Annotated in this window: 12 protein-coding genes; 3 read left to right on the top strand and 9 right to left on the bottom strand. The window is 45.7% G+C overall.

All coding sequences use genetic code 11. The features are described 5' to 3' along the window. Positions 1-103 precede the first annotated feature (103 nt). Positions 104-676 (bottom strand): sigma-70 family RNA polymerase sigma factor, encoded by a 573-nt coding sequence (locus JOY44_RS12155; protein ID WP_171574018.1) that lies wholly within the window; start codon positions 674-676, stop codon positions 104-106. A gap of 221 nt (positions 677-897) precedes the next feature. Then, entirely contained in the window at positions 898-1,581 is a 684-nt protein-coding gene (locus tag JOY44_RS12150; RefSeq protein WP_171574017.1) for a ferritin-like domain-containing protein, read from the bottom strand. A 560-nt stretch (positions 1,582-2,141) separates the two neighbouring features. On the opposite strand from JOY44_RS12150, the gene JOY44_RS12145 reads away from it, so the two are divergent. Further along, on the top strand, positions 2,142-2,663 hold the full coding sequence (locus tag JOY44_RS12145) for a photosystem I reaction center subunit XI (RefSeq protein WP_197985229.1): 522 nt from the start codon (positions 2,142-2,144) through the stop codon (positions 2,661-2,663). A gap of 165 nt (positions 2,664-2,828) precedes the next feature. On the opposite strand, the gene JOY44_RS12140 is transcribed toward JOY44_RS12145, so the two are convergent. From JOY44_RS12140 to JOY44_RS12130, 3 genes are all read right to left on the bottom strand, one after another. Continuing rightward, positions 2,829-3,902, bottom strand: coding sequence for an IS630 family transposase (locus JOY44_RS12140; protein WP_171571797.1), 1,074 nt, complete (start codon positions 3,900-3,902; stop codon positions 2,829-2,831). A 386-nt stretch (positions 3,903-4,288) separates the two neighbouring features. Further along, positions 4,289-4,867: an HdeD family acid-resistance protein gene (locus JOY44_RS12135; RefSeq protein WP_171574016.1), complete on the bottom strand. Its 579-nt coding sequence runs from the start codon at positions 4,865-4,867 to the stop codon at positions 4,289-4,291. Between the two features lie 260 nt (positions 4,868-5,127). After that, entirely contained in the window at positions 5,128-5,493 is a 366-nt protein-coding gene (locus tag JOY44_RS12130; RefSeq protein ID WP_171574015.1) for a hypothetical protein, read from the bottom strand. 347 nt (positions 5,494-5,840) lie between these two features. Between JOY44_RS12130 and JOY44_RS12125 the strand changes: the two genes are divergently transcribed. Then, positions 5,841-6,197 (top strand): hypothetical protein, encoded by a 357-nt coding sequence (locus tag JOY44_RS12125; protein ID WP_171574014.1) that lies wholly within the window; start codon positions 5,841-5,843, stop codon positions 6,195-6,197. Positions 6,198-6,348: 151 nt separating this feature from the next. On the opposite strand, the gene JOY44_RS12120 is transcribed toward JOY44_RS12125, so the two are convergent. Next, entirely contained in the window at positions 6,349-6,549 is a 201-nt protein-coding gene (locus JOY44_RS12120) for a chlorophyll a/b-binding protein (protein WP_171574013.1), read from the bottom strand. 676 nt (positions 6,550-7,225) lie between these two features. Here JOY44_RS12120 and fusA point away from each other — a divergent pair. Further along, positions 7,226-9,310 carry an elongation factor G gene (fusA, locus tag JOY44_RS12115; protein WP_171574012.1) on the top strand — a complete coding sequence of 695 codons (2,085 nt, stop codon included), beginning with the start codon at positions 7,226-7,228 and terminating at the stop codon, positions 9,308-9,310. Between the two features lie 163 nt (positions 9,311-9,473). Here the strand turns inward: fusA and JOY44_RS12110 are convergent, their stop codons facing one another. From JOY44_RS12110 to JOY44_RS12100, 3 genes are all read right to left on the bottom strand, one after another. Next, complete coding sequence (locus JOY44_RS12110; RefSeq protein ID WP_171574011.1) at positions 9,474-10,730, bottom strand: cation:proton antiporter; 1,257 nt, start codon at positions 10,728-10,730, stop codon at positions 9,474-9,476. 450 nt (positions 10,731-11,180) lie between these two features. Next, positions 11,181-11,447, bottom strand: a complete 267-nt coding sequence (locus JOY44_RS12105) for a hypothetical protein (protein ID WP_197985228.1) — start codon at positions 11,445-11,447, stop codon at positions 11,181-11,183. 23 nt (positions 11,448-11,470) lie between these two features. Further along, positions 11,471-12,469 (bottom strand): HAD-IC family P-type ATPase, encoded by a 999-nt coding sequence (locus tag JOY44_RS12100; protein WP_171574009.1) that lies wholly within the window; start codon positions 12,467-12,469, stop codon positions 11,471-11,473. Positions 12,470-12,488 lie beyond the last annotated feature (19 nt).

The following is a 12,488-nucleotide window of genomic DNA, read 5'->3' as shown; positions in this document are numbered from 1 at the left end:
CTATTTGCACCTTTCCCATGCACAACCTAGCATTCGCGATGGCGAACCCACTTCCGCCAGTTTGGTGAACCGGGGTTAGCGTTCAGTGAGCATCTTTCTCAAGTTAGAGTTCCCAACTGCCAAGGGCGATTCGCAACTTGTTCAATCCTAAACGGACGCGGGTTTTGACCGTCCCCAAAGAAAACCCAGTTTGAGCAGCAATCTCGCTCTGAGTCATGCCTTTGTAATACGCCAACTCTAAAACTAAACGCTGCTCTGGAGGTAAGGTTTTGAGGGCAGATAGCACTTGAGTTTGGCGTTCGGAGATCAGAGCATCTTCTATTGGATCTACGCTAAATCCGGCAATTTGGATCTCTACAGCATCCGTAGAAGTGGTGGGAAGTTTCGCAGACCGCTGAATTGCCCGGAGGCGATCCAGGATACGACTGCGAGCCAGCATAAATAGCCATGTATCCACGCGACCTTTTTGAGTGTCATAGCGCTTGGCGATTCGCCAAACTTGGGAAAACACATCTAATACAACTTCTTCGGATTCTTCAACGGAGCCTAGACTTTTGAAAGCAATTGAATAAAGAACGCGCGCATAGCGGTCATACAACTGAGCAAGCGCCGTTTCATCCTGTTGAGCAATTCGGGCAAGGATGAAGGATTCATCAAAAACTGGCTGGGTTGCCATTTAGGAAAAGTCCTTCTCCAAATTTGCAAGGTTAACCTATCGATGATGTATCAAGAAAACAGGCACCATACACCAGCGCTTTGCTTCTTTGAAATCAACATTGATGTCATTTAACCATATGCGACTATCTGCTCAAATAGTCTAAAAGCGCGATTTAGGTAAAAGAGAGTGGGAGTCGGGACGGGCAACCCGATAAAGATTGTGCCCCGACTGGAGTGGAACTATACGGTTAAGACCCAGCGATCGCGGTTTTGAGCGCTGACAAATGCGGCAGGCACCACCTCAAGGTTTACACCGAGGGATTTAAATGCTGCCCGAATAACGGTGGCATGAGAAGCTTCGGTTGCGCCAATGCTAGCGCCTGCGGTAATTAGAGCAGGGGTTTTGAGCCTAGACACTTCTTGGGTGTAGGCGATCGCGGCATCGGTTTCCAGTGCTAGCGCCAACTTAGCAATGTTCACATCCGAATCGATATTTCCCTCTTTCTTTTTTATGTAGCCAGATAGGTCATAGCTAGTTTGAGCGATGACCGGAGTGCCACCCAAGCTACGAATTGCAGATGCCAATACATCTCGATGTTGTTTATGGTCTGCCTGATTTGCAAGGGCGATCGCCAAGACTGCTTTGCCAACACTAGTATTCGTTAGCTTGCCAGCCGCAAAGGTATAGGCCCAAATCGCCTGATGCTCGTAAAACAGCGCACCATTGAGAACTTTGATGTCGTTTTGCTTGTCCATCGGAGCGGCAGCGTCGCTCCGGTTAGGCAATAAAGCTTGCAGCCCAACGGCTCCAGCTACACCCAAACTTGCGATCGCGCCATTGACCAACAAATCGCGGCGGGATTTAGCCACCCGTTGCGTCCGACGAGAAGGGGCAGGGGGCAAACTCAGGCTTTCACGTTCCATAATCGGTGTTTCCTCGTAACTTAAAAAAGGATAAAAGTGCCTAAGAGGCAGAGCGTTGCGATCAAAAGCATCAACATCTCCATCTCTGATAGGTCTATGCAGATTCCGTGCTAAGTAAACACAGGTAAGCAAAGATAATCGACTGCTAAAATGTGTCTTTTCAGCAAGTCTGTGTGGATATACGTCATCTCTCTCTAGATGGATCTGTATGTAAGAAGTTTTTTATAAAGTAGTAGCTTCAAGCTCATCTCATCTTGAATAAAGCAATGGTCTTTAGCGTGCCAGTATTTTCCACTAGACAACAAACGCCATGTCAACTTGTGGTTATAGGCAGAATTCTACCTAAGCGGGTAGGCGTAGAGAAACTCATAGCATTCTCGCCAATGAAGTAGTAATGTACCCCCGCTTTCCACTGTCAAATTGGCAGTTTTCGACTTACCTTGTACCGCAAGAATGATTTTCTCTATGTAAAACTTGTTTATCTTTGTTTGAATCTATATCCACACGTTGAATATCATAGATACGGTTGGATTGAGTATGTTTACTGAGGCAAGCAAACAATGATTAGTGATGCTGTTACCCGCTCAAATAATAATCCTAATGATCCTAGAAATCGAACTGTTATTCACCCCGTAGACGATATCTACAGTGCAAACCTAGAAACGCCTATTAATTCTTCAGGTTTAACTAAGGCGTTTCTTAATAACTTGCCTGCTTACCGCCAAGGAATTAGTGTTTTTCGGAGAGGACTAGAGGTTGGCATGGCTCATGGATATTGGATTTTAGGTCCTTTTACAGTGCTAGGTCCTCTTCGTGATACTTCTATTGCCAATCTAGCTGGGCTACTTTCTACAATTGGACTGTTGATCATTTCAACTCTCATAATCTCTTTGTATGGAGGTAGCAACCCTCCTGCACCGACATTAACATTGACTACTCCACGACCTCCGGAAGAATTCAAAACATCAGAAGGATGGAATGAGTATGGAGGTGGCTTTTTAATTGGTGGAGTAGGTGGCGCGATCGCAGCTTATTTTTTACTATCGAACTTTTCAGTGATTAAAGAATTGATTAACCGCTAACGCTATTTTCTCTAAAATTCCGCTTTAATAAAGCGATGAAGTTAGCTAACTGTTGCAACCTTCATCGCTTTTTATTTTATAAGGACATTCAAAGGGGTTTTAATGAATCGCTTGTAAGTTTTACTTCTTATACGGAATTGCGGAAGGCAGTACTTTTTGACCAGATTAAATTGCTTGAATCCAATCAAAGCCCACTTTGCCTTGAACTATCACAGGATGCTGCATCAACCATTGGCACCGCTTGACTAAGACATCCTCTAAAGCATCAAGATTGTCAAACACTTGATTAGCGATTGCTTCGCGCAGCAAAGACCAGACACATTCAGTGGGTTGCAGTTGGAGGGTATAGGGCAATAGCGGGTAGAAGAAAATGCCGGGGGGCACCTGAAGTTTTTGGCTCATATGCCACGCGGCCTGATCAACCAATAGAATGATCAACTGCTGACGATGGGGATTGACCTGAGCCGCAAATAGCTCTAACGCCATCTGCATCATGGAGACATTGGCACGGGGCAATAAAAGGAAGTAGCTCGCTCCAGTGGCAGGATGGACAAAACCATAGGTGTAGACCCATTGATAGCGGCGAGAATGATGCGCTGATGGGCGTTCTCCTATGGGTGCCCAAACCCGCCTGACAATGGGTTGCAAGCCTAATCGAGCTTCGTCTTCCGCCCAAATTACAATCTCCCGATTGGGAAACAACGAGCGCAACCACGCCACATGACCTGCTAATCCTGCTTTGAACTCTGCTTGCTGCTCAAGGGTTGCGCTTTGATGATGCACCGGACGCGGCACCTGCAAGCTCAACCCCAAACGTCGTAGATACTTCCAGGCTGTTGAGGGGTGTAAGCAAATGCCAAAGTAGGTTTCGATATACTCCCCAACTTTCGGTCCACTCCAGAGTCCGCCATCATCCGGGGCACTCTGTAAGCGTTGCCGCAATAGCCGTTGCTGTTCATCACTTAAAGCCAACCGATTGCCCCCAGGGTTCAAGCGTTGCCGATTGACTAGTCCGACCGCACCCTCGGCGTTGTAGCGACGGGCAATTTTCCGCACTCCACTACAACTGAGTCCACAAATCTCAGCGGTTTGTTCGATGCTCATCGGAGTCTTTGGATGACTGAGCAATCGAATCACCAACCAACGGTTTTTCTCGCCAGCATCTTGGCACTGAACATACCGCTGAGTTAGATCTGCGTAGTCTAGATGAGGGCTAATTTGAGTGCGGGGTCGAGGCATGGACAGAGTACCTTTTTCATCTTGCTAAATGATACTCCCCTACTCAATTCCGTATTACGTTCAGTAGAAGATAGCTATTTTTTATTTTCAAGAGCTCGGCTGCTATCCACTGACTACTCAAGCAGGATAGATATAGCGATCGCACTCAGTTGCAATCATAAAGAAAGTTTGAATCATGTGCTTGCCATCTGCTTAAAACTGCACACCTCAAGAATCCATAGAGCCAGAATATTTTATGGCGCTTATTGTTAGCTCAATATGCAAGTAGAAACTCAATGAATAGATAAGTCAGAGCATATCTTGCATTTGAGCAACAGCTCAAAAACATTCACAAGACACTCCCCGACTTATATCAGTGTCAACTCGAATAGTAAGCGACTTTTAACTTACGCTTCGAGGTTAGAGGGGTTCAAAGTAGAACGCCCACCTAAAGACAACATCACCCGCGAAATGCCTGTGCATAGGATGCTGACTCCGACTAAAGTGCCAATCACCCAAGGCGCGTTTAGAGGCCACTGTGCCCAAATCATGCCGCCTAAAACAAGCGTAACGATGCTATTACCTAAAAGATATAACCAATTTTTTTGGGGACGTACCTTAAACGCCATAATCAGTTCAAACACGCCTTCAGTCAGCAAGAATGTGCCCAGCAAAAGCGTTAAGGACAAAATTCCTGTTCTCGGAGTGACTAACAACATCACCCCTGTCCCGATATAAAGAGCACCAAGCAGAATTTGCCAGATGAATCCTTGGCTAGCACGGTTTTGGAAACCATAAGCGATCTTGGCTCCACCCGCAGTAATCAAAAATAGGGCAATCCATGTTTCTGCAAAAATCGTAGAAAGACCAGGAAGAGCGATCGCAATCACACCCAGCACAACTAGCAGAATACCAATGCCAAGAGAGCCAGTGCCGACCGATGGAGAATCAATTTTTTGAGGGGTTGGAGAAACGTCAGTCGTCATAGTGATTGACCATACTTACTAAACTTTCTATTAGCCTATAAAAGCCTTCATAGTCAAAACAGCACCCGAAGATAGATCTATCAAAACATTGCTAAGCAAAGGTATATTTTCTGACCCTAGTAATAGCTTCTACACGACTAGTAAACAGGATTTAAACCTAAAAATCTCGCTCAATCTAAATCTAGATCAAGCGAGATAAAATGCAACTTTTTTCAACCAATCATCTGAGTAGAGAAATGTATGAAACCGAGAATCAGCGCTTACCACCAGATTCTGTTACCGTTTTCATCCATTCTTGCTAGCCGAATCATGTCAGAGATTTTTTCAGCGTCTTTAACGTGGTGCAGCGCTTGTTGAGTGCCGTCTGGCATGTTGAATATGAAGTAAGTTGGCACAACAATGTGATCGCCTGTGATATCAGGTGCATCCACAGCGACTTGTTTAGCCTTCTCTTCAAGCGTTTTTGAATTGTCGATGCGATCGCCTGGGTTGACGGTTAGCGGTGCCTCTGCGTTGTTAATTGCTGCTTTTTGAGCACGCTTTTGAGCAGGATCAACCTCTTCTGGGGTTAAAGGTTGTTGAATTTCTTTAAACTGATGATTAGATGCTGTCTCTTCGTAAGCCATGGTTAAATCCTCAAATTTATTCTTCTAATCTTAGTAAGAACAAAATTTCTAAGCGTCTTCCAAAAGAGCCAGTTATCGATTACTAAGAATCATCAAAAGTAATGCTTCCTTTGTCAAAAACTATCTTGGTAACAAGCCATCTAAATAGGTAGAGCAGCTAACTGATGAGTAAAATTTATGAGTTGCGAAGCTATCCAAATAGGATGAATTTGTAGAGATATTCAGCCCGTGACAAGTGAGTATATCCCTATGGAAAATGGGTGGAAACCCTTCAGGGCAAGCTGTTACGGGAGTTATACGGACTTTATAATAGGACTATAGCGTAATACATAAGCAGTAGAAGCAGTATGAAAGTTCAATCGTCAACGCTAGTACATTTAGGGTTTGGCAAGTACGTACGATCAGACCACGTTACAGCATTGATTCCTGTTGAAGCAGAACGAGGTCCAGGTCGGCGAACCTTTGTTTATGTGGATGGGCATCCTGACCCAGTAATTGCATCTAGAACTGAGGACACTATTGTGCGAGATATGGTGCAAGAACCTCGCGAAGTGATTCAAGCTCGACAGCAGCAAGATGTTTTGCAAGACTTGCTACAAGATTTGACTAAGGTGAACCCCACAGTACGTCGCATTAGTCGAGACGAAGGTGGGCTTGATTTAGAACAGCTAGAACGCAGAATTCGTCAGGTGCTAGAAGATTAAACACTAACTGGGGCACTTTGAAAGCGCTCCAGTTAATTAGGATGTGTGCATTAAAAAGCTAACTGCTTTGACCATCAAAATACCCATTGATTTTGGTCAAAGCAGCTAGCTATTAAACTTGAGGGTTGCAAAGATTGAGGATAGATTGCCTTTAAGGAACCAGATGAAAGATGTTGCGAACAACACTGTAACCAGCAATATCCCAAGCTAGATAAGCGACAAAACCAATCATGGCGAGTCGTCCGTTCCAAATTTCAGCTTGAGGTGTGAAACCAAACAAGAAAGCATTACGATCTTTACCGTTGTAGGCATTAGCAACTGGAGGTATAGCGTTGGGAGTACGAGTTTCCATGATTGAATCTCCTGAGTGGTGAAGTTTTACTAACAAACATAACTTTAGATTAATAAGTATTGCTAAAGATGAAATCTATCTGTAGTGATAGATCACCACAGCAATGTTGCTGCGCAACTTCAACGTCGTTGAAATTCAAAAAATTAAGTATTGGCTTGGCGGTTTAAATTTCTAGAAAAAATAAAATCTTTGCTTGGCTCCACGCTGTACTGTTGAGCGATACCGCACAGGGTTTATCGTTTTGAGTATGATGGAGGGAGTTGATAGATCTATTCTGAGTAAGATCTGCCCAAGTGAGAACAGCAAAAACATTTGCCTAAGCAGAGCTTTCTACTAGGCGTAGAAAAGAAGTCTCAGTAAGTGAGCTAAATTCTAAAAATGACTGGGGTGGGATTTGTAAAGATTGAGAGGGCGCAGGATAGCGTGGTTAAACAAAAACCTTTTGCACAGATAGGCAGAAGGATAGCGTAGAAGATTTGCGCCCCCTACCTTAATCTTTTTCCCTGCGTCAGCATAACAATTTACAATTAGAAATGTTGTTAGAACACGGCACAAGGATTTTTAATCTTCTGCACGACAAATCTCGCTTAAAACAGGCGAAAGCAGCACGACTCCCCTTGGGTAACGCTTGAAGGTGGTCATCAACAGTTTGTCGCATTCAATCTAGAGAACAATTATGAAAGACCTCACTCGGTATCGCAACATTGGCATCTTCGCTCACGTAGATGCAGGCAAAACCACCACAACTGAAAGAATCTTAAAACTGACTGGCAAGATTCACAAAATTGGTGAGGTTCATGAAGGCGCGGCAACAACAGACTTCATGGAACAGGAACAGGAGCGTGGTATCACAATCCAATCTGCGGCGACAACCTGTTTTTGGAATGACCACCAGCTAAATATCATTGATACGCCAGGGCACGTAGACTTTACGATTGAGGTGTATCGATCGCTAAAGGTACTAGATGGCGGTATTGGCGTTTTTTGTGCGTCCGGTGGGGTTGAGCCGCAATCCGAAACGAACTGGCGCTATGCCAATGACTCTGAAGTAGCGCGAATTATTTATATCAACAAGCTCGATCGCACCGGTGCTGACTATTACCGCGTCGTCAAGCAAGTTGAAACCGTGCTTGCCGCTAAACCATTGGTAATGGTGCTTCCCATTGGCGTGGAAGAGAAATTTTCTGGCGTGGTTGATCTGCTGACTCGCAAAGCATGGGTGTGGGATAACTCCGGCGATCCTATGAACTATGAGATCCAAGATGTTCCCGCTGACATGAAAGACGACGTGGAAACCTACCGTGAGCAGTTAATTGAGCTAGCGGTTGAGCAAGACGACACCCTGATGGAGAAATATCTGGAAGGGGAAGAGTTAAGCATCGAAGAAATTCAACGGTGCATTCGCAAGGGTACTCGCGATCTGGCCTTCTTCCCAACTTACTGTGGCTCATCGTTTAAGAACAAAGGCGTGCAGTTGGTGTTGAATGCAGTGGTTGACTACCTGCCCAACCCAATGGAAGTGAAACCCCAGCCAGAAGTGGATTTGGAAGGTCAACTGACCGGTACTTTTGCGGTCGTTGATTCAGAAAAACCGCTGCGGGCGCTTGCCTTCAAGATTATGGACGATCGCTTTGGCGCATTGACCTTTACTCGTCTATATTCCGGTAAGTTGTCAAAAGGCGACACGATTCTCAATACAGCCACAGGCAAAACTGAGCGGATCAGCCGCTTAGTTGAGATGCACGCAAACTCCCGCGAAGAAATTGATTCGGCGCAGGCAGGCGACATTATTGCGATCGTGGGTATGAAGAATGTGCAAACAGGTCATACACTCTGTGATCCCAAAAATCCTGCCACTTTGGAGCCGATGGTCTTCCCTGATCCAGTGATCTCCATTTCCGTTAAGCCGAAAGTCAAAGGCGGCGACGAAAAGATGGCAATGGCGCTGATCAAAATGGTTCAAGAAGATCCGTCCTTCCATATGGTGACCGATGAAGAGAGCGGCGAGACGATCCTGAAAGGGATGGGCGAACTGCATTTAGACATCAAAGTGGATATTCTCAAGCGGACTCACGGCATCGAAGTGGAAGTCGGCAAGCCTCAAGTGGCTTATCGTGAATCCATTACCAAGCGTCTGGAAGACAGCTACACCCACAAGAAACAATCCGGTGGATCGGGACAGTATGGCAAAATTGACTACATCATTGAACCGGGTGAACCCACTAGTGGCTTCCAGTTTGAGTCGAAAGTGGTTGGTGGTGCAGTGCCCAGAGAGTATTGGACTTCGGTTGAAAAAGGCTTTGAGAGCAGCATTGGCAAGGGCGTACTGGCTGGATTTCCCTGTGTGGATTTGAAATTCACTTTGACTGGCGGTGGTTTCCACCCAGTTGACTCCTCCGCGATCGCCTTTGAAATCGCTGCAAAAGCTGCCTATCGTCAAACCATTCCTAAAGCCGGACCTCAACTACTTGAACCCATCATGAACGTGGATGTATTCACGCCGGATGACTATATGGGCGATGTCATTGGTGACCTCAACCGTCGTCGCGGAATGATGAGATCTCAAGAGACCAGTGCCATGGGTGCACGGATTAAAGCCGATGTGCCCCTCAGCGAAATGTTTGGCTATATTGGCGATCTCCGTACTATGACCTCTGGGCGTGGACAGTTCTCCATGTCGTTTTCCCACTATGCCCCTTGCCCTAGCAACGTGGCGGAAGAAGTGATTAAGGAAGCGAAAGAGCGTCAAGCGGCGGCTTAGTAGTATATTCAATCCCGCATCAGCGCTTGGCGATCAGCATTTATTGATTGCCAAGCGCTGATTTTTTATGAACAGAATACTGAATCAAATTCACGTTGCGAACTGCTAAGCCAGCGCAAGTCCTATGTCCTGCCAACCCTCGGAAAAAATACTTGATAGACCATTAAGCAGCCTCACTTTTTGCCTCAAGTGCTCTTTTTTTCCGGCGCTCAATATGCCGCTCATACCGATTCATTAAAGGAGTTGAGGAAATCCCATGGATGAGAACTGAAACGATGACGGTGATAAAGGTAATCCAGGCAATTTGTTCGCCGACTTCTCCCTTTAAACCTGATCCTAGAGCATAGGCAAGGTAATAGAGGGAACCCACGCCGCGAATGCCAAACCAGCCAAACAGCAACCGTCTCATCGGGCTATAGTTTTCACCCGTTGTGCTAATCCAAGCTCCCAACGGGCGGATTAAAAAAATCAATGCGCCTGCTATTAAAAGACCTTGGGGCAAAAAACGCAGAATAGGTTCAATTCTCAATAAAGACCCCAGCAGTAAAATTGTGGCAATTTCCAACAGTTTTTCCAAAGTTTCGGAAAACTCAAGCTGAGAGAACCGTTTCTCTGGATCGTGATACGTTTTTTGGGCAACTACACCCGCAACAAACACTGCTAAAAACCCATAACCATTGACTACTTCTGTGAGCGAGTAAGTCAGCAGAATCATACCCAGCGCCACAAAATCTTCCATCAAGCTATCAATGGTGATGAACTGTTGAGCTTGTTTATCTAGCCAGACTACCGTTCTGGCGACGATGATTCCCATGACTAAACCGACAGCGATCGCCCAAATCACATCAACCGCGATCCATTGAGTGATCCAGTTTTGCCAGTTGTCGTCCTTTAGCCAATGCAACCCAAAATAAACAAACGGAAACGCCAAAGCATCGTTTAAACCACCTTCTGAAGTCAGACCAAAGCGTAATTCATCCTTATCATCTGGATGTGAAATTTGCACTTCAGATGCCAAAACAGGGTCAGTCGGGGCAAGAATCGCACCCAATAAAATAGCTACACCCCAATCGAAACCTAAGCAAAAATGGGCGATCGCGGCAACTGCAAAAATTGTTAGCGGCATTAATAACCCAATCAATCGAATCGTCGAGTTCCATGCCCAGGTTTGAAGAGGGCGATTCATCTTTAAGCCGCAGCTAAACAGCGAAATCAAAACGACAAATTCGGTCAGCCGCTCTAAAAATTCTGCTTCAGGACGCAACTGAATTAAATTCAACCCGTAGGGACTTAAAAAAATCCCGACTAGTAGATAAATTAAGGCGTAAGAAAGCGGTAAGCGAGAGATTAAACCAGAGCCTAAAGTAACAAATAAAAGTAATAATCCAATCACCAATAGCTTAAGAATGTAAATATCCATTATTCCTGAGCTAATACGCCTAAACTTAAATTGACACCTTGATTATCATTGATGAGCAAGTCGATTTAAGCCCAAAAAAATAGGCCTAAAGAGAGATTTAGGAAGATTAAAAAGTAGAACTTTAAGCTTGGTAGTAACTCAAAAAAAACTTGCTGCTCTTGCCAGAACATTTCTCGAAGCGTACTTTCAGATGGAGCCTAGCGATCGCCCATTTCCTAGCGTCACAGTTTTTTCAGAGGCTGATGTTGGGAGTTTGCACCAGGGATACGCAACTCTTCATCACTTGCAAGAATTGATTACTGGCTGATTATTTGCACAAATCGCGTTCTAGACATGCCATTGTCATGATGAACAGTCCTCGTAATACCGAATGGTTTTAATCGGTACACCACTTTCTTGCACCACAATCTGGCTCGGCTCATAACCGCCATCCACTGTAACCGTGATTTCCTAAACACCCCTGTCTGCGATCGCTTTGCGAGATTTCGGTTTACTCAGCAGAAACCACCAAAGTTCTAAGCCAATTAGACTTAATCCACCTAGTGTGACTGCAATCTTGTTGCTAAGCGGCTGGTCAATCCGTTGAAATTGATTGGATTGGGCGGTGTGCCCTTGCATATCGTTCATGGTGGCTTCGGCTGCACTTGCCCCTGAGAATGCACTTAGCAGAAACCCAAACCCTACCAATGTCCCGAAAAATGTTGCTTTCTTAAACATAGTTATTCCTTCTACCAATTCTTTTAGTGGCTCGGCTTTGGCTGAAAGTTACGTAGGCGGAGGGCATTAGTGACGACGGAGACAGAGCTAAACGCCATGGCACCGCCAGTGATAATCTGGTTGAGCAACCAGCCAAAGATGGGGAAGAGAATTCCGGCGGCAATGGGAATCTCAACCACGTTATAAACGAAAGCAGAGAAAAGGTTCTGGCGAATGTTGTAAATGGTGGCGCGGGAAAGCTCAATGGCGATGACGATGCTTTGAATGTCTCCAGAGATCAGCGTGATGTCACTGGCCGCGATCGCCACATCTGTTCCGGTGCCGATCGTCATCCCCACATCGGCTTGTGCCAACGCAGGCGCATCGTTAATGCCATCGCCCACCATGGCCACAATTTTGCCTGTCGATTGCAGTTTGGAAATCTGCGCCACTTTTTGATCGGAGCGCACTTCGGCAATCACAGTTTCAATACCCACTTCACGGGCAATCGCTTCTGCTGTCTGACGATTATCTCCAGTTAAGATCACCACCTCCAGCCCCAAACGCTGTAAGGCTTGCACTGCATTTTTAGAGGAGGATTTCAGTGCGTCCGAAATGCCCATCACTGCCTGAAGTTTGCCATCCACTGCCAGTAAAACGGCTGTCTTACCCAAGGATTCCAATCGCTCTTTGTCGCGTTGCAGTGCTTGTGTGTCAATCCCCAATTCCTGCATCCAGCGCCGAGTGCCAATCTGCAAAAAACGATCTGAAACACTTCCTTGCACGCCGCTTCCCGCGATCGCCTCAAACGCTTTGACATCTGCCAGTTCGATCTCTTGGGACTGAGCATACCGCACCACGGCTTCAGCTAAGGGATGTTCTGAATTGCGTTCAACAGAAGCAGCTAACCGTAGTAAAGTCTGCTCATTGAGATCGGCGGTGCCGTGAATAGTGATGAAATCTGTGACTGTGGGCTTGCCTTGCGTCAGCGTACCCGTTTTATCTAGAACAATCGTCTGAATATGATACGCCGCAGTGTCCATAAGGATAAAAAGAGCCAAT

The sequence above is a fragment of the Leptolyngbya sp. Cla-17 genome (assembly GCF_016807185.1).
Taxonomy (GTDB): domain Bacteria; phylum Cyanobacteriota; class Cyanobacteriia; order Leptolyngbyales; family Leptolyngbyaceae; genus ULC077BIN1.
The sequence above is the reverse complement of the archived record's forward strand: the minus strand, read 5'-3'. Positions and strand labels throughout refer to the sequence as shown.